The following is a 20,243-nucleotide window of genomic DNA, read 5'->3' on the forward strand; positions in this document are numbered from 1 at the left end:
GGAGAAGCACGCTGTCATCGGCGACGTGCGCGGGCTCGGCCTGTTCCAGGGCGCGGAGCTGGTGAAGGATCGCGCGACCAAGGAGCCGGTGGACGAGAAGAGCGTGGCGCGCGTCATCGCGGAAGCGGGCGCGCGAGGCGTGATGATCGGCGCGTCGAACCGCTCGATCCCGGGCCTCAACAACACGCTCTGCCTCGCCCCGGCGCTGGTGGTCAGCGCCGCCGAGATCGACGCCATCACCGCCGCCATCGACGGCGCGCTCACAGTCGTGTTCGGCTGACGCTTCGAAAGGGCCGGCGAGCGGGAGCCCTTCCCCTCGCCGGCTCTGTCATCGGGCCGTCAGGCGGCCGGGCTAAGTCAGGGGACTCTGTCCCGGATGTCTCGTGGCCTGCCGATGCTGTTTCCCGAACTGAGCTATGCCCGCCCGCATGACCGCCTCGCTCGGCGTCTGGTGATCCGCTCCATGGAACAGGCGGCCGGGCGGCGGAAGCTGGCGCGGCTCTACGCGCTCTGGCGCGAGAGCGCCCGGCGCGAACCAGCCTCGCGCTTTCAGGCCATGCTGGCCCTCATGCGCATCCGCCTCGACATATCCGGGACCTGGCCGCCGGCCATCGCGCCTGGCGAGCCGCTCGTGATCCTCGCCAACCATCCCTTCGGCATCGGGGACGGCGCGGCGCTTCTGGCGCTGGCCGAACGGCTCGGCCGCCCGTTCCGCATTCTCGTCAGCAACGATCTCATGCGCATCGAGGAACTGGCCGAGTTCGGCCTTCCCATCTCCTTCGAGGAGACGCGGGAGGCGCAGGCGCTGAACCTCCAGACCCGGCGCGAGGCCATGCGCCTGCTCGGGCAAGGCGTCACCATCATCATCTTCCCGGCCGGCGGCGTCGCCACCGCGCCCAAGACCTTCGGTCGCGCCGAAGATCTGCCGTGGAAACCCTTCGCCGCCCGGCTGGTGCGCATGGGCCGGGCCACCGTCCTGCCGGTTCATGTGGAAGGGCAGAACGGCCCTCTTTTCCACTTCGTCAGCCCGTTCTCGCAGACGCTGCGCTATGGCCTCCTGATCGGCGCGTTCCGCCGCCTTTATGGACGCGGCATCACCATGCGCGTCGGCGCGCCGATCCGCTTCGAGGCTGCGCCCGAGGGGCGCGAACTGACCGAGGCGCTGCGCCGCTCTGTCTTCCAGCTCCAGCCGGCCGAGCCGAGCCGCCCGGCGGGTTTTCGCCGGGCGCTCGCCCTCGCGCTCAAGCGGCGCGCGGCCAAACCTCAAGCCGCGCCGTAGCCGACCACGCCCTTGATCTCCAGAAACTCCTCCAGCCCGAAATCGGCATATTCGCGCCCGTTGCCGGACTGTTTGTAGCCGCCGAAGGGCGCGCCGGGATCCCAGGCGGGATAGTTCAGATAGACGCTGCCGGCCCGCATCCGCGAGGCGACGCGGCGCGCCCGCGCCGGATCGCCCGACTGGATATAGGCGGCGAGCCCATAGACCGTGTCGTTGGCGAGGCGGATCGCATCCTCCTCGCTCTCATAGGAGAGGATCGACAGGACCGGGCCGAAGATTTCCTCCCGCGCGATCGTCATGTCGGGCGTGACATGCGCAAAGACCGTGGGCTGGACGAAATAGCCCCGGTTCATGCCATCCGGCCGCCCGAGCCCGCCCGCGACGAGGCTGGCTCCCTCCGCGATACCGGTCTCGATCAGGCGCTGGATCTTGTCATATTGCATCTGGCTGACGACCGGACCGAGATGCACCCCGTCCGCATCCGCTTGGCCGGTCTTGAAGGCGGAGGCTGCGCGCGCGGCGATCTCGGCCGCTTCGTCATGCCGATCGGCGGGCACGAACATGCGCGTCGGCGCATTGCAGCTCTGGCCCGAGTTTCCGAAGCAACCCTGCACGCCCCTGGTCACCGCCGCTTCCAGGTCGACATCGGGCAGAAGGATATTGGCGGACTTGCCGCCGAGCTCCTGATGCACGCGCTTGATCGTGTCGGCCGCGCCTTTGGCAACGAGAATGCCGGCGCGGGTCGAGCCGGTGAAGGACACCATGTCGATGCCCGGATGGCGCGAGATCGCCTCGCCGACGCCAGGTCCGTCTCCATTGACGAGATTGAAGACGCCCGCCGGCACACCGGCCTCGTCCATCATCTCGGCGAAGAGAATGGCACTCAGCGGCGCGATCTCGGAGGGTTTCAGGACCATGGTGCAACCTGTGGCGAGCGCCGGGGCGACCTTGGCCATGATCTGGTTCATCGGCCAGTTCCAGGGCGTGATCATGCCGACCACGCCGATCGGCTCCTTGAACACCATGGTCGTGCCGCGCGGTTCCTCGAAGCGGAACGTCTCCAGCGTCTCGATCGCCTTTTTGAGATGGCGCAGGCCGATGCCGGCCTGCCATTCGCGCGCGAAGGGCAGTGGCGCGCCCATCTCGCGGCTGATCACCGCGCCGAGTTCGTCCAGCCGCCGCTCGTAGATCGTCTGAAGCCGGCGCAGGAGTGCCAGCCTCTCCTCCCGGCTGGTGAGCGAGAAGCTTTCGAAGGCGCGCCGCGCGGCTGCTACCGCCTTGTCCACGTCCTCGGCCGAGCCGATCGCGATCTCGCCGCAAGGCTCCTCCGTCGAGGGATCGATGACGGCGAGGCGCTTCAGCTCAGCCGGGTCCACCCAGGCGCCGTCGATATAGAATTGCAAGGCGTGACTCACGGGCATTCTCCTGCCGATGCGATAGGGTCTGAAACAGAGGTCAGGCGGATGGACGCTGGCGCAGGAAGGCCAGTATGGTGCCGGCGTCCGAGACCTTGACGCCGACGCCCTCGGGCTCGTCGCGCACCCCCGGCTCGAGGAACATCTTCACGATCGCACCATCTTCCACGAGCATGGAATAGCGCCAACTGCGAAGGCCCATGCCGGTCTGTGTGCGCTGAACGAGAAGGCCCATGCGGCGCGTGAAATCGCCATTGCCATCGGGCAGCATGAAGACCTTCTCCACGCCGCTGGCCTTGGCCCACTGAAAGAGCACGAAAGCGTCGTTCACCGACAGGCAGACGACCTGATCGACGCCGAGCGCGCGAAACTCGTCATAATGCGCTTCAAAGCCCGGCAGATGGGTCTCCGAGCAAGCGGGCGTGAAGGCGCCGGGCACGGCAAACAGCACGATGCGCTTGCCCGAAAAGACATCGGCGCTCGTCAGCGACTTCCACTCGAACGGGTTCGGTCCGCCCAGCGCGTCGTTGCGCACGCGCGTGCGGAAGGTCACATCGGGAACACGGTCGGGCTGCATCGCCTCTCCCCTCGACTCGGAAGCGGTCAGTGCCCCCGAAGCGGATTCTGGGCCGGCGGACCGGGCGAGGCAAGGCTTGGCCGTGTTTCCCATCCCACGAAAAAGGCCCGCCGCGCGGCGGCGGCGAGCCTCGTTCCGTCAGCGTGTCCGGCGCAAGGATCAGGCGCGAAGGCGCCGCTCCGTCGCCACGCCCTGCATCACACCGCGAATCTCCGCAAGACCGCGCAGACGGCCGATAAGGGAATAGCCGGGGTTGATGCGTTCCTTGTCGAGATCGTCGGCCATGAGATGACCATGGTCGGGTCGCAACGGAATCTGCCAGTCGGCCCGCCCCTCGGCCACGCGCCGCGCCTGCTCGTCCAGAAGCGCGATGATGACGGCCGGCATGTCGCTGGAGCCGCCGAGATGGTCGGCCTCATGGAAGGAGCCGTCCGGCTCGCGCGTGACATTGCGCAGATGCGCGAAATGGATGCGCGACCCGAACTCGCGCACCATGGCCGGCAGGTCGTTTTCCTCGCGCGTGCCATAGGAGCCGACGCAGAAGGTCAGCCCGTTCGCCTCATGGTCGGCGGCCGCGAGGATGCGGCGGGCATCGTTCGTGGTGGAGACGATGCGCGGCAGGCCGAAGAGCGAGAAGGCCGGGTCGTCCGGATGGATGCAGAGGCGCAGCCCGAATTCGGCCGCCACCGGCGTGATCTCGCGCAGGAAATGCGCAAGATGCTCGTGCAGATCGTCGGCCGTCAGGCCGTCATAGTCGGCCAGCGCCTTGAGGAGCAGCGCGCGGTCATACTGACGCTCGCTCGCGGGCAGGCCGGCGATCAGATTGCGCTCGATGCGCGCCGCGCGTTCCTCGGTCATGTCGGCCATGCGCGCCTCAGCCTCGCGCACGCGCTCGGGGGCGTAGTCGCCTTCCGCGCCCGGCCGCTTCAGGATGAAGACGTCATAGGCCGCGAAATCCACCGCGTCGAAGCGCAGCGCTAGCGCGCCGTTCGGCATGGGGTGTTTCAGCTCGGTGCGTGTCCAGTCGAGAACGGGCATGAAATTGTAGCAGACGGTAGAGACGCCGGCCCGCGCCACGGCCCGCAGCGAATCCTTGTACCAGCCGATATAGCGGTCGCGCTCGGGCGCGCCGATCTTGATCGAATTGTGGACGGGGATGCTTTCCACCACCGACCATTCCAGCCCGGCCGCCTCGATCGTCGCCTTATGCTTCAAGAGCGCGTCTTCGGGCCAGGGCGAGCCGTCATAGATGCCGTGCAGCGCCGAGACGATGCCCATCGCGCCGGCCTGCGCGATATGGGCGAGCGGCACGGGGTCCGACGGACCGTACCAGCGAAAACATTCCTTCATCATCGGCAACATGATCGAGCCCTCTCTTGACGCGCTATTTGTTGGACCAGATCATGCGCCCTGACAAGAGGTTGTCGTTTCGAAGCGAAGTGGACGTCCCTTTTTGCCATTGTGGACCAACAAGAGAACACCATGATCGATTCCAAATCCGAGACCAGCCCTTCGGAGGGTGAGCCGCGCCTCTCGGCGGTGGATCGGCTGGTGGAGGATTTGCGCGAGATGTTCGCGCGGCGCGGCCTGCGGGTCGGCGATGCGCTGCCGACCGAACGGGAACTCGGCGAGATGTTCGGGGCGTCGCGCAATACGGTGCGCGAAGCCCTGGTGGTGCTGCGCGCCTATGGTCTGGTGGAAACGCGGCCCAAGGTCGGCGCGGTTCTGGCCGGCGGCCATGGCGAGGCGCTGCGCCGGCTCTTCTCCTTCCATGACGGGATTTCGCCGGGCGAGTTCCGCGACGTGCAGGGCTTTCGCCGGCTGATCGAAATCGGGATCGGTGAGGAGATTCTGAAGCGCGCCGAGCCTGCGGATTTCGACGCGCTGGATCGCGTCAACGACCGGATTCTGAAGGCAGAGACCAGCACGGCGCGGGCGCAGGCGGACTATGCCTTTCACGAGGCGCTGATCGCGCTGGGGGCCAACCGTACGACGCTTGCCACCTTCCGCTTCCTGCGCCCTGTGATCGAAGACCTGATGCGGGTCGGCAAGGACGCGCGCCCGGTTCAGGCCAACACGCACGAGACCCATCGGGAGATCGTGGCGGCGCTGCGGGCCGGCGACCGCCTCGCCTATGCCTATCTCATGAGCCGCCATCTGGACTACGGGCTGCGCTTCGTGCCGGGGCCGCAAGAGACCGATTAGGCTCGGGCAGACCTCGCCTCGCGCGCGGGGCCGCCCGGCGCCAGAAGCCGTGCGACGCGCGAGCGGGCTGGCACTTCGATGAAGCGCCAGACCAGCGTTCCCAGAACGATGGACGTGAGGATCGAGGAGGCGAGAACGCCCCACTGGAACGGCGCGCTGGCGTGCGCGGCCGCCTCGCTCCAAAACAGGCGAGCCCCATACCAGACGAGCGGATAACCCAGCAGCATGACCAAGGCATGGGTCATATAAAGACTATAGGAAATCGAGCCGAGAAAGCGCGCCGGCGCGGAGCTGAGAGGGCCTTGCAGCACAGGGGCGTTGAGAACGGCGAGCGTCAGAAGCGGGATCAGGAAGACCACCACAGGCGCAAGATCAGGAACGTTCAGAAGGGCGAGAACGAGGCCAGCCAGCATCAAGGCCAACGCGGGATGGGCGAACCGTTCCCCAAAGGTTTGATGGAGGGGATAGAGCGCCATGCCCGCTAGAAACAGCGGCAGAACGCGCGCCAGGACCACCAGACCATTGGTCGGATAGCGATCCGGCGGCAGGTCGGCCCAATAGAGCGCGAACACGCCGCCGACGCAGAGCGCCACGAGGATCGTGAGCCACATCGCTTTCCTGCGCAGGACTGGCCCGACCAGAAACGGAAACAGCACATAGGCGTGCCATTCCGCCGAGATCGACCAGGAGGGGAAGTTCCAGCTTCGGTGATCGATCCAGGGCGAATGCAGCATCAGAAGCGAGGCGAGACCCGACTGCCAGGAAAACCGTCCCGCCTCGTCCATGACCTCGGGCGTGCCATAGAGCCGCGGGACGAAGACGATCGCCAGCACCAGCATGGCGGCGAGGTGGACGGGATAAAGCCGGGCGATGCGGGCGACGAAGAAGGCCCGGTACTCCGCCCACGTCACCTTCCGGGCGAAGGTAGAGCCATAGACATAGGCCATGACGAAGCCACTCATCACGAAGAACACGTCGACGGCGAACCAGCCCTCCCCCACGATCGGCAAGGCGCGGGTCAAAGGGCCGGATATGACCCCGAGCGGTTCCCGGAGATGATAGACGACGACGAACAGCGCCAGGATGCCTCGCAGACCATCCAGTTCCTCCAGCCGCCGGCGCGGCGGATGGGCAAGCACTGGAGGGCGGATGGGCAAGGCCGAACTCGTCTCTGCCATGGCTTTCCTTTTCGCGCGCGATGCAAGCGCTCAGACGTCGGGACGCAGCGCGCTAGCCCCCTCCGAGACTGGACGGGGCGTTGTTTCACCCACTCAACAGACAGAAGCGGGTGCAAGGGTCAAGCCGGGGGGCGACGTGCACGACCCCGCCGCCTCTGCGCCACAAACTTGCTTTGATGCCTAACGCTCCTATTAAACATGTCAGACGGTCGCGCCACACGGAAAGGCTCGACAGGACACTCGACAGGACAATGGCACGATGAGCGTCCTTGATGGCGACGCGCGCGACAGGCGCCGCCTCGACACCAATCCCGGCGAAACCGAAGATGCCGAGCGCGTTCAGCTCGCGCTCGCGGCGGGTGCCATCATCGGCACATGGTTCTGGGATCTGCCGAGCGATCGCTTCACGATCGACGAGCAGTTCGCACAGGCCTTCGGCATAGACCCTTCGCGCGGACGTCAGGGCCTCAGCCTCCAGCAGGTCATCGAGACCGTTCATCCCGAGGACAAGCCGGGCCTGATCGTCGCGATCGAGGATGTGATCGCGCGCGGTGGGGCCTTTGCGCATCAATATCGCGTGCGCCGCATGGACGGCCGCTACTACTGGATCGAGGCGAACGGCCGGGTGGACCGGGCGCCCGACGGAACGCCGCTGCGCTTTCCCGGCGTGCTCCTCGACATCGAAGGACGCCGCGCGCTGGAGGCCGAGCGCGATCGCGCCACCGCGCTGCTGCGCAGCTTCATCGAAGCGGTGCCCGGCGTCGTCTATGCCAAGGATCGGGACGGCCGCATCCTGATGGCCAATCGCGGCACGACCGAACTGATCGGCAAAGCGCCGGACGCCTATCTCGGCCGCAACGAGTTCGAATATTTCGACGATCAGGCGATGGCCGCGCGCCTGCGCGCCACCGACCAGGGCGTGATGGAGCGGGGCGAGCGCGAGGAAACCGAAGAAGAGATCCGCCGGCCGGACGGGACGCCCAGTGTCTGGCTCTCCACCAAGGCCCCCCTGCGCGACGAGATGGGCGCGGTTGTCGGCCTCGTCAGCACGGCCCTCGACATCACCGAGCGCAAGGCGGTGGAACGCCAGAACCAGGCGCTGAACGAGCTTCTCGAAACCCGCATGGCCGATGCCATCGCCGAGCGCGAACGGGCCGAGGATGCTTTGCGCCAGTCCCACAAGATGGAGGCAGTCGGTCAGCTCACAGGCGGGCTCGCCCACGATTTCAACAATCTCCTGGCCGGCATCACGGGCTCGCTGGAAATGCTTCAGACGCGTGTGGCGCAAGGGCGACTGAACGATCTGGAGCGCTACATCACGGGCGCGCAAGGGGCGGCCAAGCGCGCCGCCGCGTTGACGCATCGCCTGCTCGCCTTCTCCCGGCGCCAGACGCTCGACCCCAAGCCGACCGACGTTAACCGTCTGGTCAGCGACATGGAAGAGTTGATCCGCCGCACGGTAGGTCCCCATATCCGCGTGGCCACCGAGGCGCAGGCCGATCTTTGGCCGACCTTCGTGGATTCCAACCAGCTCGAAAACGCCCTCCTGAACCTGTGCATCAACGCGCGGGATGCCATGCCCGATGGCGGGCAGATCACGATCGAGACCGACAATTGCCATATGGACGAGCGGGCCGCGCGCGAGCGCGATCTGGAGCCCGGCGAATATGTCTCGCTCTGCGTGTCCGACACCGGCACGGGCATGACGGCCGACGTGATCGAGCGGGCCTTCGATCCGTTCTTCACCACCAAGCCGATCGGCGTCGGCACGGGGCTCGGCCTGTCGATGATCTACGGGTTCGCGCGTCAATCCGGCGGGCAGGTGCGGATCGATTCGGTGCCGGGCCAAGGGACGCGCGTCTGCATCCATCTGCCGCGTCACGATGCCGACACCGCGCAGCCTGAAGCCAATGTCCAACTCGAGGCCACCGGCCGGGCGGAAGCCGGCACGACGGTTCTCGTGATCGACGACGAGCCCATCGTGCGGATGCTGGTGGTCGATGTCCTGGAAGACCTCGGGTACACCACGATCGAAGCGGGCGACGGGCCGCAGGGCATGAAGGTGATCGCGTCCGACGCGCGCATCGACCTTCTGATCACCGATGTCGGCCTGCCCAACGGCATGAACGGTCGGCAGGTGGCGGACGCCGCCAGAGCGCTGCGCCCCCAGCTCAAGGTTCTCTTCGTCACCGGCTATGCCGAAAGCGCGGTTCTGAGCCACGGCCACCTCGAGCCGGGGATGCAGGTCGTCACCAAGCCCTTCGACATCGCCGTTCTGACGAACCGGATCGAACGCATGATCGCGGACAGCTGACGGAGCGGGTCTCCCCTCGCCCGCTCCGCAAACGCGATGCTTTGCGACAAGCCGGACGCGGGGAACTCTTTCCCCTCGTTCGGCGATTTACCGGCAGGATATCTGGACCAGCCGGATGAGGTCATGACGCTGCCTGCCACGCCCCCGCTTTCCGATCCCTCGCTTCCCGAAACGGAGCGTGCGGATCCCCGCTTTCACGATCTCGAAACGCGCCCGACATCGGCGCTCTTGGACGTCTTGCTGGGTGGCCACGCGAAAGCTCTCGCTTCGGTCGCGGACGCGCTACCCGACATCGAGCGGGCCGCCGATGCCGTCGCCGCGCGGCTTGGCCGAGACCGCGAGTCCCGCCTCGTCTATTGCGGCGCGGGCACGTCCGGCCGTCTGGCCTTGCAGGACGGCGTGGAGCTTGGCCCGACCTTCGATTGGCCGCCGGAGCGCGCGGTGTTTCTTCTGGCGGGCGGCGTCACCAGCCTTGCGCTGGCGCGCGAAGGCGCGGAGGACGACGAAGCGTCCGCTGCCGCGATGATCGCGGAGGCCGGGCTTTGCGGGCGCGACGTGGTGATCGGCGTTGCCGCCAGCGGGCGCACGCCCTTCACCCTGGCCTGTATCGCCAAGGCGCGCGAGCGCGGTGCCCTGACCATCGCCTTCGCCAACGAGCCGAGCGGCCCGCTCCTGCGGGCGGCCGAGATCGGTATTCTCCTGCGCACAGGGCCGGAGGTGCTGGCCGGCTCCACCCGCATGGCGGCCGGCACGGCGCAGAAGATCGCGCTCAATCTCCTGTCGACGGCGGTGATGATCCGGCTCGGCAAAGTGTTTCGCGGCCGAATGGTGGAGATGCGCCCGACCAACGACAAGCTGCGGGCGCGGGCCGAGCGCATGGTGGCCGATGTCGCGGGCTGCGGCCTCGATCGCGCGCGCGAAGCGCTGGACGCCACGGGCGGGCGCATTCGCGAGGCGATCCTGCGGGCCGAGGCCGACAATGTGCAGGAATAGCTCTATCAAACCGCCGAGGTCGCGAGGGGCGGCACGGTTCGCCCGCCCCGCCCCTAGCGACTCAATCATCCGATCGGTTGGAAGGGAGAGGCCAAGCGGCGGCTGTCAGGGCCTGCCCCATCGACAGGCGTCAATCCGGCATGAGGCGACGCATCAGCGCCTGCATTCGGGAGCGCCGCTTCCACTGCCCTTCGAGCGCGCGGCGTCGGCGGTCGATATCCTCCACGATCAGAGGCACCTCGCCATTGGCGGCGCGGTCCAGAGCGACGACCATGGTTCCGAGTTCCATGCGACCAGTCCACAGCGCGTTCAGGATGGCGTGGTCGGGCACGGCGCAACTGTCCACGAAGCGGATGGCGGGGTCCGCGATCATCGCTTCCGTTGCGAGCGCCGCCACGAGCGCGCCGGGGCGCAGGGAAGCCAATCGCTCGTCATAGGCGGTCTTCCAGGCAACGCCCGCCCCGTTCGACAGGAGAACCACGAAGCTCGCCACGACTTCGCCGCCCTGCCGCAGCGCGTAGATGCGCGCATCGCCTTGCGCCGACAGACTGCTCATCGCCTCGCGCGCGAAGGCCGCGCGGTGCCGATCCTGCAACAGGGCGCTGCCGGCGCGGCCCTTCCAGCCGGCCGCTTCCAGATAAAGGAAGTCTTCGAAGGCATTGCGCAGGTCGCCATCGCTTCGCGCGACTTCGAACTGCACGCTCCCCGCCTGTTCCAGAAGGCGCAGGCGGCGGCGATGATCGCGAAACCGCTTGCCGCCGAGCGCGAGGCGCAGGGCACCCGTGGCATCGCCCGTCGACGCGTCGAGACAGGCGCGGTGGGTTCGGTCCGCCCAGCCGACCGAAAGCCCGCGTTGACGGGCCGCATGCATCAGAACCGCCGTCAGCGGCCCGTCGAGCGGCAGGTCCGGCAGGACGAGAATGGGCGGAAGACCCCGCACGCTCGTCTGCAGCGCGTCGAACAGGCTGGCGGCGGTCGCGGCCGGATCGTCGGTATCCAGCGGCAGGGTGCCGAGCCGGCCGAAGGGATGCGTCCAGGCGCGCACAGCCTTGCGACGGGCGAGAGGTGCCGTCACCTCGACCGAGAAAGGCATGAAGAAGCGCAGACGGCTCCGCCCTTCCGCCTCGTCCCGCGCCACCAGAAGGCGAACGGACTTGTCCTCCAGCCGGGGCATGGCCGGGATCAGGAAGCGCGGATCGAAAAACACATTGGGCTCGATCGCGCGGCGGCTCAGATGCTGCAGCTCGTCCAGCAGGGAAAAGGCGGCATGGGGTTCGTAGATGGAAATCCAACGAGAGCCATCAAGACGAACGGGATCGCCCTCCGCCGGCCTCGTGCGCGAGAACCAGTTCGGCCGTTTCAGGCTCCGTGTCGCAAGTTCCGCTCCGGAGGCGAAGGACGATGATGTTTCCAAGTCGCGTCAACCCAACCTGGGCAGGAAGCGTTCGCCCTAGCGCACGTCGCCTCTGCCGAAAGGGAATGTTGCGTCCCAGCCTAAGCCGCCAATATTAAAGTGACCTTTATCAAATCCCGTTTGCAACAAAACGCAATAGATAGCGAGCCAAACAAACTCTAACCGGAGAAGCCGCCGCCTTCCAGGAACGCCTGTTCTTCCGATGTCGTCGCACGACCCAGAATGGTATTACGATGCGGGAAACGTCCAAAGCGCGCAACGATGTCCCGATGCTCCTCGGCATAGGGCACGTTCTCTTCCCCAATTTCCCCCATCCAGCGCACGCAGGCCTCCTGATCCTCCAGATTCTCCGAATGCATGAGCGGCAAGGCGAAGAACTGATTCACATCCTCGCCCACATGATAGTGATCGCCCCGCGCGAGCGCGGCCTTGGCCAGTTGCAGGGCCTTGGCATCCGTCTCGAAGGCGCGCGGCGTGCCGCGAAACATGTTGCGCGGGAATTGATCCAAGATCAGAACGAGGGCGAGCGCGCCGTTCGGCTCCTCGGCCCAGCCGTCCAGCTCACCCGCGGCGGCGCGCTCATAGACATCGCCGAAGCGCTGGGCGATCGTCGCGTCCAGCTCGTCGTCGCGCGCGAACCAGCGCTCGGAGCCGAGGTCGCGCCAGAAATCGACGATGGTCTGCGGGTCGATCGAATAATCGCTCATCAAGATCGCTTCGGAGGTTGAGGGGAAGATGCCGTCGTCATGCTTAGATAGGAACGCTGCCTCGCCGAACAACGAGGGAATGGCCGAGGAGATGCTCGATCTTCGCGGCCTCAAATGCCCCCTGCCCGTCTTGCGCAGCCGCAAGGCGCTGGCCGCGCTACGGCCCGGCGCGACGCTCATCGTCTTGGCCGACGATCCGCTGGCCCCGCTCGATCTGGCGCATCTTTGCCGGAGCGAAGATCATGAAGGCGCGCCGCCAGAGGCCCTTGCAGGCGGCGGCTGGCGCTTTCATATCCGCAAGAGTGCCACGCCCGCCTAGCGGTAGGAGCCCGGCCCGAGAGACAGCGGGTTGTCCAGAAGCGCGGCGCGGTCCGGCGCGTCGATGCGCGGCGCACCCGAGAAGGCGGCGAAGAGATCGCGCACCAGCCGCTCGTCCAGCCCATCCCCGATCAGGACGAGGCGCGAGCGCGGCGGCTCGCCGTCCGGCCAAGCGGGCAGACGCACGGGCGGATGAAGATAGGTCCGCACGCCATGCAGCACGAGCGGGCGCGCTTCGTCCTCGCGCAGGCGAACCACCGCCTTCATGCGCAGGAGCTTGTCGCCCTGGCGCATGAAGAGAAGGTCGAGAAAGGCTTCGAGATCGGAGGAGGCGATCGGCGCGTCATGCGTCAGCGAGAAGGAGGCGACGCCGCCATGGGCATGGGGCCGGGCGTGGCTCGGATGATCGCAAGACCCGCCATGCGCGTGGCCACATTCTTGATCATGATGATGGTCGCCGTGATGATGATCGTGCTCGCCCTCGCCCATCCAGCGCGCCAGATCGGCCTTGCGCGTCTCGGGGTCGATCAAGCCACACCCGAAGGCTTCCCCCACGCTCGAAAGAGCCGCGTCGCGGATCGGCGCGCGCGGGTTCAGCGCCCGAAGCTCCGCCTCAAGGCCTGCCCAGTCGGGCACCAGATCGGTCTTGCTGACGAGAAGACGATCGGCGCAGGCGACTTGGCGGCGCGCTTCCACGCGCTCGGCCAGAGAGGCCCGCCCGGTCACGGCGTCCACCATCGTCACCACGCCGTCCAGCGCGAAATGCTGGAGCAGAACGGGGTGGGCCATGAGCATGGCGAGGATCGGCGTCGGGTCGGCGAGCCCCGTCGTCTCGATGACGATGCGGCGGAAGGGGGCAAGGCGTCCCGTCTGAACCCTGTCCACCAGCTCGGCCAGCGTGTCCACCAGATCGCCGCGCACGGTGCAGCAGATGCAGCCATCGGCCAGTTCGATCACGCCGTCGCGCGCTGTCTCGACCAGAAGATGGTCGATGCCGACTTCGCCGAACTCGTTGACGATCACGGCCGTATCGCGCGCTTCCGGCGCGCGCAGCAGGCGGTTCAGAAAGCTGGTCTTGCCCGCGCCCAGAAAGCCCGTCAGCACCGTGACGGGAACGGGGGCCGAGGGTGAGAAGGCGCTCATCGGGTGCGCTCCGCCGTCACGCGATCTCCGAGGATGTCGGCGCCCGGCCGTGCCTCTGCGCGGCGCGCGTCGAGCGCACGCGTTTCGTCGGTTCCCGCGGCTTCGCTCGCCTGCGTCGGGCGCGGCGTCGGAATCGGGATGCCATAGGCCGCGATCATCGAGATGCCGGCGTCAAAGCCACGCCCCGCCGCTGCGCCGCCGAGCGCGACCGGCACGGTGGCCGGCGGCCGTGTCATCTCGGTCATATAGGGCGAGCCGAAGGTCTCGGTCCGCGTTTCCTCGCTTTCGCGCTCGTTGGCGCGCTGCGTGCGACCGGCGGCCGAGCAGACGGCGGCGCTGATGTCGGCCGGCGGACCCTCGGAATGCGGCAGATCCTCCACCGTCTCGCGGATGGAGCGCGGATTGGTGTTGAAGCCGTTCTCGATCACCTCGGCGGCGAGCCGCTCGCGCACGATCGGGCCTTCCGCGCCCACGACGACGGCGACGATGGTGCGGTTGTCGCGCGTGGCGGAGGCGACGAGATTGAAGCCGGACGCGCAGATGTAGCCGGTCTTCATGCCGTCCGCGCCCTTGTAGCGCCCCAGAAGCCCGTTGCCGTTCTTGATCAGAGCCTGGCCGGACGAAATGGCTTCGGTCGAGAAATAGTCCGTGAAGGCGGGAAACTGCCGGCGGATCGCAACGCCCAGAATGCCGAGATCCTTGGCGCTGGAATATTGACCGTCGCCCGGCAGGCCGTTCGGGTTGATGAAATGCGTGTCCTGCATCCCAAGGTCGGCGGCGGCGCGGTTCATTGCGCCCACGAACACTTCGGCCGAGCCACCGCCCAGGGACTGGGCGATCGCATAGGCCACGTCGTTGGCCGACTTCACCAGCATCATGCGCAGCGCGGTGTCGAGGCGCATGACGGAGCCCGGCGGGAAGCCCATCTTCGACGGAGCCTGGCGCGCGGCGTCGCGCGTCATGACGATGGGCGTGTCGAGCTGGACGGTGCCCTCTTCCAGCGCCTTCAGCGCGACATAGGCCGTCATCAGCTTGGTGGTGGAGGCCGGGTACCAACGCTGCGTGGCATTGCTCTGCGACAGAACCTTGCCCGTCGCCACGTCGATGGCGATCGAATTGGCTGCCTCGGCTGCCCCGGCAAGCGGCGCGGCCGCCATCAGGGCGGCCAGAACGAAACTCCGCAGCTGAGCCTTGGCCCGCATCCTCGTCCTCTCTTTCCGCTGAACCTGCGAAACGGAGCCTTCGAACCCCTTCGCACCTGCACCCGACTCATGGCAGGATAGGTCGAACGTTTTAAGAAGGTTCATTTGTCGCCATTCTATGGCATCCCCCGGAACTTCCCATGCCCGTTTCGCAGAGCCTCCGCCACGCCGCCTCCGATCTCGCCATCTGGCGGCAGACGCTCCACGCCATGCCCGAACTTCTCTACGAGGTCCATGACACGGCCGCCTTCGTGGCGCAGAAACTGCGCGAGTTCGGCTGCGACGAGGTGGTGACGGGCATCGGGCGCACCGGCGTCGTCGGCATCGCGCATGGCAGCGCGCCGGGCCGCACCATCGCGCTGCGCGCCGATATGGACGCGCTGCCGATCGTGGAGGAAAGCGGCGTTCCCTACGCCTCGGCGCGCGCGGGCGCCATGCATGCCTGCGGCCATGACGGGCACATGACCATGCTGCTCGGCGCCGCGCGCGAACTATGCGCCGCGCGGCGCTTCGCCGGCACGGTCGTCTTCGTGTTTCAGCCGGCCGAGGAAGGCGGCGCGGGCGCGCGCGCCATGATCGAGGACGGGCTTCTGGAGCGCTTCGCGATCGACGAGGTCTATGGGATGCACAATCTGCCGGGCCTGCCGGTCGGGCAGTTCGCCATGCGCCCCGGCCCGATCATGGCGGCGACCGACGAATTCTGCGTCAAGCTTCACGGGCGCGGCGGCCACGCCGCCATCCCGCACCAGACCCGCGATCCGATCATCGCCGGCTCGGCGCTGGTTCAGGCTCTGCAGCAGATCGTCTCGCGCAACACCGACCCCCTCGATTCGCTAGTCGTGTCGGTGACGCAGTTCCACGCGGGCTTCGCGCACAATGTCATTCCCGAAAGCGCCAGCGTCTCGGGCACGGTGCGCTCGCTGATGACGGCCACGCGCGATTTCGCCTGGGCCCGCATTCGCGAGATCGCGGACGGCATCGCCATGGCCCATGGCCTCACGGCGGAAAACATCTACTCGCCGAACTATCCGGTGACCGTGAACGACTTCGCCAAGGCGGCGTTCTGCGGCGACGTGGCCGCCGAACTGGTGGGAGAAGCAGCGGTCAATCGGGCTGTCGCGCCGCTGATGGGGGGCGAGGACTTTTCCTTCATGCTGGAACAGCGGCCGGGCGCTTTCGTCTTCATCGGCAATGGGCCAAGCGCCGGGCTGCATCATCCCCGCTACGATTTCGCAGACGCGGCCCTGCCCTTCGGCGCGGCCTATTGGGTGGCGCTCACGCAGAAGGCGCTACCGCTCCCGGCCTGACGCCGTGCCGACGAGAGATGCGCCCACGAAAAAGCCGGCTCTAGAGCCGGCTTTTTGATGAATGAAGGGAGCGTTCAGGCGATCAGCGACCGCCTTCGGGGTCCAGCGCCTCGATCAGCGCGCGCAGACGATGGCGCACTTCGATATCCGGGATACGGCCGAGCGCGATGGAGGATTGCAGCGTCTCACGGCTGGCCACGGGGCGCGAGACCTCGGTCTCGTCCAAGCCTTCGAAGAAGAACATCGGGCTGGTCTCGAAGGCCTTGGCGATGCGGTAGAGCGTGCTCGCGCTGATGCGGTTGGCGCCGGTCTCATATTTCTGGATCTGTTGATAGGTGACGCCGATGCGTCGGCCCAGCTCTTCCAGCGAGACGCGACGCGACGTCCGAATCAACCGGAGGCGCGCTCCCACTTGCACATCGATCGGATCGCGTTCGGCCTTCAACTCGGTAACTCCAGATTGCATATCGACCATCATTTTACTCCAACCTCGAACGCCTTGCACGATATGCGGGCAGCCTGCTGGTCAGAGGACAGAGACGGCATTCCACTCCCCTATGCCGTATTTGCCTTCCCACGTCGAATCTACCCAACCCATTCGTCCCGTAAGCTTGACGAATTTGTGATCAAAACCGAGGATTTTGCAACCCTTGCGCGCCAAAACGACTGCCGTAGCGTAAAGATACTTAATCGCTTCGTGATAACCGGAAGCTTCAAAAAAGCGAGAGTTGTCGTGGCAAGGGCGATGTGGTCATACGGCTACGGAGTTTGTCGTCATCGAGGCGTCCGCCAGGATGCCAGTCGAGCGCCGACACGAAGGGGCGGAACTTCGCGACCGAGCGTGACAACCGCGCGAGGTCATCCAGCCGAAGTTGCCGGTGGCGGCGCGAGGAGATGATCGCATCGACCGAGCGTGTTCCAAGACCGGGCACGCGCAGCAGCATCTCCCGCTCGGCCCGGTTGACATCCACCGGGAAACGGTCGCGGTTCTTGAGCGCCCAAGCCAACTTGGGGTCGATCTGGAGATCGAGCATACCGCCCTCGCCGCCCGAGACGATCTCGTCCCGCTCGAACCCATAGAAGCGCATCAGCCAGTCGGCCTGATAAAGGCGATGCTCCCGCATCAAAGGTGGCTTGCTCAAAGGCAAGCGGCTGGACGAATCGGGGATCGGTGAGAAAGCGGAGTAATAGACACGGCGCAGCCGATAGTTCCCGTAGAGATTTTCCGAGCGCGTCAGGATCGCCTCGTCATCCGCCCCATCGGCGCCGACGATCATCTGCGTCGATTGGCCGCCCGGCGCGAAACGAGGCGGTTTGATCCGGTCGCCCTTCTCGCCCTTGGCCTCGTCGATCTTCAGCCGGAGTTGGCCCATGGAGCGACGGATGTCGCGCGGCTTCTTTTCGGGCGCGAAGCTCTCTAGGGCCACATCGGTTGGCAGTTCGATATTGATCGACAGGCGGTCGGCGAAGAGGCCGGCCTCTTCGATCAGCTTGGGAGACGCGTCCGGGATGGTCTTCAGATGGATATAGCCTGCGAAATTCTCCTCCATGCGCAGCTTGCGTGCGATGCGCACCATCTCCTCCATCGTGTGGTCGGAGTTGCGGATGATGCCGGAGGAGAGAAACAGGCCCTCGATATAGTTGCGCCGATAGAAGGACATGGTGAGGCTGACCACCTCCTCCACCGTGAAGCGCGCGCGCGCGACATTGGAGGACGAGCGGTTCACGCAGTAGACGCAGTCGTAGATGCAAAAATTCGTCATGAGGATTTTCAGGAGCGAGATGCATCGCCCATCCGGAGCGTAGGCGTGACAGATGCCCGAGCCCTCGGTCGAGCCGATCCCGCCGGATTTCAGCGAGTCGCGCCGGGTCGAACCGCTGGACGCGCAGGATGCATCGTATTTCGCCGCGTCACTGAGGATCGCGAGCTTGTCCATCACACTCATCTTGGCCATTGAAACGATATAGCGTTCCTGCTCTGTTCCAGCCAGCCGATCTTCCGACTTTCCACCGCGGCGCGCTGTGACGCGGGGTCGCAGACCGTTCAGACGAGGTTCATAACCGTAAGTCTAACTTTCATTTCACCGCCCGCTGGAACGGTTGTTTCGCATCAGGCGTTCGCCCGATCTGACCCGCCGTTCGGCTGGCATGTTTCATGGGAGATTTTTCGTATGCGTCGATTCGCACAGGCCCTGATGGCCGTCGTGGTTCTGGGAACCGGAAGTGTGACATTCTCCGCCCCCGCCGAGGCTCAGAGCTTCCGCGAGCGCCAGCGCTTCGTCGAGCGCTTCTGCGCCCGCAACCCTGGCGCCCGCGATTGCCGGGAATACCGCCGCGATTACCGCCGCTGGGATGATCGTCGCTACAATCGCTGGTACCGTGACAATTACCGCGACCGTCGCGACAACACGGCCGCTGCCATCTTCGGCTTCGCGGCGGGCGCGGCGGCCGGTGCCGCCGCCGGCAGCGCCACTCGCGGCGCTGTGGTCACGCGCGATCAGGTTGCCCGTTGCGCCGCGCGCTACAAGACCTACGATCCGCGCACCAACACCTATGTCGCCAACAGCGCGGGCGAGCGTCGCATCTGCCGCCTCTGAGCGAATGAAATCTTGGACAGGAAGGGGCCGGCGCGCGCTGGCCCCTTTTCTTTTGCCAGGACGCGAACAAATGAAAAAGTGATATTCAGCCGTCGTTCAGGATGCGGACGCTACACAGGATGGCAAGACAGCCGCTTCGCCATCCCGGAGACTCCGAGGAGCCTGAAGGGCGGCGCATCCGTCGCTCTGGAGTTCGCCATTATGCGCATTCTTCTTGCCGTTCTTACTGCCTGCACCTTGGCCACCAGCCTCGGCACCGCGCAGGCCCAAGCTTGGGACAACGGGCCGGGCTATATTGGGGCGCCGCCTCCTCCCCCGCCGCCGCCCGGCTACTATCCCGCGCCGCGCCGCCACCATCATGACCGGATCAATGCCGGCGACGCGCTTCTGGGCGGTGCCATCGGTCTGGCAGCCGGCGCGCTTCTGGGCTCGGCCCTGTCGCAGCCGCAGGCAGCGCCTCAGCCTCGCTACTATGCGCCGCAGCAGCCGACCTATTCCGGGCCGGCCTATGGCGTGGCCCCGCCGAGCTACGAAGACACGGTGCCCGCCCGCCCCGTGTATCGCGGCCCACGCCAGGCCCGCTATTACGACGATTACGGCACCAATACGCGCCAGGCCCATGTGGATGCCTGTTTCGATCGATATCGCTCCTACGACGCGCGCACCGACACCTATATCGGCAATGACGGATACCGCCATCGCTGCAACATCTGGTAGCCGCATCCCTCATGCTCAAAGCGCCCGGCTCATCACCGGGCGCTTTCTATTACGTCCCTCGCTCGACGGCTTCAGCGCGCCTTGCGCACCGCCCGCTTGGTGACGACGGGCACCAGCGCCGCACGGTATTCCGACGAGCCGTGCAGATCGCCGATCATGTCGCCCTCCGGCATGCTCAAGCCATCCAGCGCTTCCGGCTCGAAACGGGCCGACAGGGCCGCTTCCGCTTCGTGCCAGCGGAAGGCCCCGTTGGAGCCCGCGCCGGTCACCGCGACGCGAACATCGCCGCCGCGCTTGGCGACATAGACGCCGCACATGGCATAGCGCGAGGCCGGGTTGCGGAACTTCTCGTAGGCCGAGGCATCCGGCGCTTCGAACCGCACGCCCTTGACGATCTCGCCGTCACCCAGCGCCGTCTCGAACAGGCCGAGGAAGAAGTCGTCGGCGGCATATTTGCCCCGATCGGTTTCGATCGTGCCGTTCAGCGCGAGAAGCGCGGCGGGATAATCGGCCGCCGGGTCGAAATTGGCGCAGACGCCGCCGATCGTGCCCATATGGCGCACGGCCGGGTCGCCGATCAGTTGCGCGAGTTCCGTGAAACCGGGTGCCACGGCCTCGATCGCGGCCGAGTTCGCCACCTCGAAATGCGTGACGCCGCCGCCGATGCGCACGCTTCGGCCCTCGACCGTGATGCCTTTCATCTCCGGAACATGGCGCAGGTCGATCAGGGCTGAGGGCGCGGCGAGCCGCGCCTTCATGGTCGGGATCAGCGTCATGCCACCGCCGAGGAATTTCGCCTCCTCGCCGGATTGCGAGAGAAGCTGAGCGGCTTCGCTGAGCGAGGTCGCGCGATGATACTGGGTCTCGTACATGGCTC

At 66.4% G+C, this 20,243-nt stretch carries 20 protein-coding genes; 9 read left to right on the forward strand and 11 right to left on the reverse strand.

Annotated features, from left to right (window positions below; translation table 11 throughout):
- Positions 1-280 (forward strand): aminotransferase class III-fold pyridoxal phosphate-dependent enzyme (locus AUL36_RS02820; protein ID WP_156418241.1); only part of this gene is annotated, 280 nt, incomplete at its 5' end.
- A gap of 96 nt (positions 281-376) precedes the next feature.
- Complete coding sequence (locus tag AUL36_RS02825; protein WP_244497011.1) at positions 377-1,279, forward strand: 1-acyl-sn-glycerol-3-phosphate acyltransferase; 903 nt, start codon at positions 377-379, stop codon at positions 1,277-1,279.
- On the opposite strand, the gene AUL36_RS02830 is transcribed toward AUL36_RS02825, so the two are convergent.
- The 3 genes from AUL36_RS02830 to uxuA form a co-directional block, all read right to left on the reverse strand.
- Positions 1,264-2,694, reverse strand: a complete 1,431-nt coding sequence (locus tag AUL36_RS02830) for an aldehyde dehydrogenase family protein (protein ID WP_062217779.1) — start codon at positions 2,692-2,694, stop codon at positions 1,264-1,266. The two genes, AUL36_RS02825 and AUL36_RS02830, sit on opposite strands and share 16 nt — an antisense overlap.
- A gap of 40 nt (positions 2,695-2,734) precedes the next feature.
- A complete protein-coding gene (locus AUL36_RS02835; protein WP_062217782.1) occupies positions 2,735-3,271 on the reverse strand; it encodes a peroxiredoxin in 537 nt (178 codons plus the stop codon).
- Positions 3,272-3,430: 159 nt separating this feature from the next.
- Positions 3,431-4,621 carry a mannonate dehydratase gene (gene uxuA, locus AUL36_RS02840; RefSeq protein WP_062217926.1) on the reverse strand — a complete coding sequence of 397 codons (1,191 nt, stop codon included), beginning with the start codon at positions 4,619-4,621 and terminating at the stop codon, positions 3,431-3,433.
- Positions 4,622-4,753: 132 nt separating this feature from the next.
- Here uxuA and AUL36_RS24805 point away from each other — a divergent pair, with 132 nt between their 5' ends.
- Complete coding sequence (locus AUL36_RS24805; protein WP_062217785.1) at positions 4,754-5,476, forward strand: FadR/GntR family transcriptional regulator; 723 nt, start codon at positions 4,754-4,756, stop codon at positions 5,474-5,476.
- Here the strand turns inward: AUL36_RS24805 and AUL36_RS02850 are convergent.
- Positions 5,473-6,654, reverse strand: a complete 1,182-nt coding sequence (locus tag AUL36_RS02850; RefSeq protein WP_062217788.1) for an acyltransferase family protein — start codon at positions 6,652-6,654, stop codon at positions 5,473-5,475. The genes AUL36_RS24805 and AUL36_RS02850 overlap by 4 nt on opposite strands.
- A gap of 259 nt (positions 6,655-6,913) precedes the next feature.
- Here AUL36_RS02850 and AUL36_RS02855 point away from each other — a divergent pair, with 259 nt between their 5' ends.
- Together AUL36_RS02855 and AUL36_RS02860 are read left to right on the forward strand one after the other, a co-directional pair.
- A complete protein-coding gene (locus AUL36_RS02855; RefSeq protein WP_062217791.1) occupies positions 6,914-8,968 on the forward strand; it encodes a hybrid sensor histidine kinase/response regulator in 2,055 nt (684 codons plus the stop codon).
- A 123-nt stretch (positions 8,969-9,091) separates the two neighbouring features.
- Positions 9,092-9,961, forward strand: coding sequence for an N-acetylmuramic acid 6-phosphate etherase (locus AUL36_RS02860; protein WP_062217929.1), 870 nt, complete (start codon positions 9,092-9,094; stop codon positions 9,959-9,961).
- Positions 9,962-10,091: 130 nt separating this feature from the next.
- Here AUL36_RS02860 and AUL36_RS02865 read toward each other — a convergent pair whose 3' ends face one another.
- Both AUL36_RS02865 and AUL36_RS02870 read right to left on the reverse strand, forming a co-directional pair.
- Positions 10,092-11,375, reverse strand: coding sequence for a GNAT family N-acetyltransferase (locus AUL36_RS02865; RefSeq protein ID WP_062217793.1), 1,284 nt, complete (start codon positions 11,373-11,375; stop codon positions 10,092-10,094).
- A gap of 158 nt (positions 11,376-11,533) precedes the next feature.
- Entirely contained in the window at positions 11,534-12,082 is a 549-nt protein-coding gene (locus AUL36_RS02870) for a DUF924 family protein (RefSeq protein WP_062217931.1), read from the reverse strand.
- A 91-nt stretch (positions 12,083-12,173) separates the two neighbouring features.
- Here AUL36_RS02870 and AUL36_RS02875 point away from each other — a divergent pair, with 91 nt between their 5' ends.
- Positions 12,174-12,401, forward strand: a complete 228-nt coding sequence (locus AUL36_RS02875; RefSeq protein WP_244497012.1) for a sulfurtransferase TusA family protein — start codon at positions 12,174-12,176, stop codon at positions 12,399-12,401.
- Here the strand turns inward: AUL36_RS02875 and AUL36_RS02880 are convergent.
- Complete coding sequence (locus tag AUL36_RS02880) at positions 12,398-13,543, reverse strand: CobW family GTP-binding protein (protein ID WP_062217798.1); 1,146 nt, start codon at positions 13,541-13,543, stop codon at positions 12,398-12,400. The genes AUL36_RS02875 and AUL36_RS02880 overlap by 4 nt on opposite strands.
- A complete protein-coding gene (locus AUL36_RS02885) occupies positions 13,540-14,745 on the reverse strand; it encodes a D-alanyl-D-alanine carboxypeptidase family protein (protein WP_062217801.1) in 1,206 nt (401 codons plus the stop codon). The genes AUL36_RS02880 and AUL36_RS02885 overlap by 4 nt, the downstream gene beginning before the upstream one ends.
- 140 nt (positions 14,746-14,885) lie before the next feature.
- On the opposite strand from AUL36_RS02885, the gene AUL36_RS02890 reads away from it, so the two are divergent.
- Entirely contained in the window at positions 14,886-16,052 is a 1,167-nt protein-coding gene (locus tag AUL36_RS02890; RefSeq protein WP_062217802.1) for a M20 aminoacylase family protein, read from the forward strand.
- A gap of 82 nt (positions 16,053-16,134) precedes the next feature.
- Here the strand turns inward: AUL36_RS02890 and AUL36_RS02895 are convergent, their stop codons facing one another.
- Together AUL36_RS02895 and AUL36_RS02900 are read right to left on the reverse strand one after the other, a co-directional pair.
- Positions 16,135-16,518: a helix-turn-helix domain-containing protein gene (locus AUL36_RS02895; RefSeq protein WP_192843428.1), complete on the reverse strand. Its 384-nt coding sequence runs from the start codon at positions 16,516-16,518 to the stop codon at positions 16,135-16,137.
- 247 nt (positions 16,519-16,765) lie between these two features.
- Complete coding sequence (locus tag AUL36_RS02900) at positions 16,766-18,007, reverse strand: putative DNA modification/repair radical SAM protein (protein ID WP_082640365.1); 1,242 nt, start codon at positions 18,005-18,007, stop codon at positions 16,766-16,768.
- 216 nt (positions 18,008-18,223) lie between these two features.
- On the opposite strand from AUL36_RS02900, the gene AUL36_RS02905 reads away from it, so the two are divergent.
- Entirely contained in the window at positions 18,224-18,649 is a 426-nt protein-coding gene (locus AUL36_RS02905) for a BA14K family protein (protein WP_062217812.1), read from the forward strand.
- Between the two features lie 201 nt (positions 18,650-18,850).
- A complete protein-coding gene (locus AUL36_RS02910) occupies positions 18,851-19,366 on the forward strand; it encodes a BA14K family protein (RefSeq protein WP_062217815.1) in 516 nt (171 codons plus the stop codon).
- A 71-nt stretch (positions 19,367-19,437) separates the two neighbouring features.
- Here AUL36_RS02910 and AUL36_RS02915 read toward each other — a convergent pair whose 3' ends face one another.
- On the reverse strand, positions 19,438-20,238 hold the full coding sequence (locus tag AUL36_RS02915) for an FAD binding domain-containing protein (protein WP_062217818.1): 801 nt from the start codon (positions 20,236-20,238) through the stop codon (positions 19,438-19,440).
- Positions 20,239-20,243: the final 5 nt, after the last annotated feature.

Source organism: Aureimonas sp. D3 (assembly GCF_001463805.1).
GTDB classification, from domain to species: domain Bacteria; phylum Pseudomonadota; class Alphaproteobacteria; order Rhizobiales; family Rhizobiaceae; genus Aureimonas; species Aureimonas ureilytica_A.

Coding starts and splice junctions, on each gene's coding strand:
- AUL36_RS02825 (WP_244497011.1), top strand. CDS start 377: ATGTCTCGTGGCCTGCCGATGCTGTTTCCCGAACTGAGCTATGCCCGC.
- AUL36_RS02835 (WP_062217782.1), bottom strand. CDS start 3,271: ATGCAGCCCGACCGTGTTCCCGATGTGACCTTCCGCACGCGCGTGCGC.
- uxuA (WP_062217926.1), bottom strand. CDS start 4,621: ATGAAGGAATGTTTTCGCTGGTACGGTCCGTCGGACCCCGTGCCGCTC.
- AUL36_RS24805 (WP_062217785.1), top strand. CDS start 4,754: ATGATCGATTCCAAATCCGAGACCAGCCCTTCGGAGGGTGAGCCGCGC.
- AUL36_RS02850 (WP_062217788.1), bottom strand. CDS start 6,654: ATGGCAGAGACGAGTTCGGCCTTGCCCATCCGCCCTCCAGTGCTTGCC.
- AUL36_RS02855 (WP_062217791.1), top strand. CDS start 6,914: ATGAGCGTCCTTGATGGCGACGCGCGCGACAGGCGCCGCCTCGACACC.
- AUL36_RS02860 (WP_062217929.1), top strand. CDS start 9,092: ATGACGCTGCCTGCCACGCCCCCGCTTTCCGATCCCTCGCTTCCCGAA.
- AUL36_RS02870 (WP_062217931.1), bottom strand. CDS start 12,082: ATGAGCGATTATTCGATCGACCCGCAGACCATCGTCGATTTCTGGCGC.
- AUL36_RS02875 (WP_244497012.1), top strand. CDS start 12,174: ATGCTCGATCTTCGCGGCCTCAAATGCCCCCTGCCCGTCTTGCGCAGC.
- AUL36_RS02880 (WP_062217798.1), bottom strand. CDS start 13,543: ATGAGCGCCTTCTCACCCTCGGCCCCCGTTCCCGTCACGGTGCTGACG.
- AUL36_RS02885 (WP_062217801.1), bottom strand. CDS start 14,745: ATGCGGGCCAAGGCTCAGCTGCGGAGTTTCGTTCTGGCCGCCCTGATG.
- AUL36_RS02890 (WP_062217802.1), top strand. CDS start 14,886: ATGCCCGTTTCGCAGAGCCTCCGCCACGCCGCCTCCGATCTCGCCATC.
- AUL36_RS02895 (WP_192843428.1), bottom strand. CDS start 16,518: ATGCAATCTGGAGTTACCGAGTTGAAGGCCGAACGCGATCCGATCGAT.
- AUL36_RS02900 (WP_082640365.1), bottom strand. CDS start 18,007: ATGGCCAAGATGAGTGTGATGGACAAGCTCGCGATCCTCAGTGACGCG.
- AUL36_RS02905 (WP_062217812.1), top strand. CDS start 18,224: ATGCGTCGATTCGCACAGGCCCTGATGGCCGTCGTGGTTCTGGGAACC.
- AUL36_RS02910 (WP_062217815.1), top strand. CDS start 18,851: ATGCGCATTCTTCTTGCCGTTCTTACTGCCTGCACCTTGGCCACCAGC.
- AUL36_RS02915 (WP_062217818.1), bottom strand. CDS start 20,238: ATGTACGAGACCCAGTATCATCGCGCGACCTCGCTCAGCGAAGCCGCT.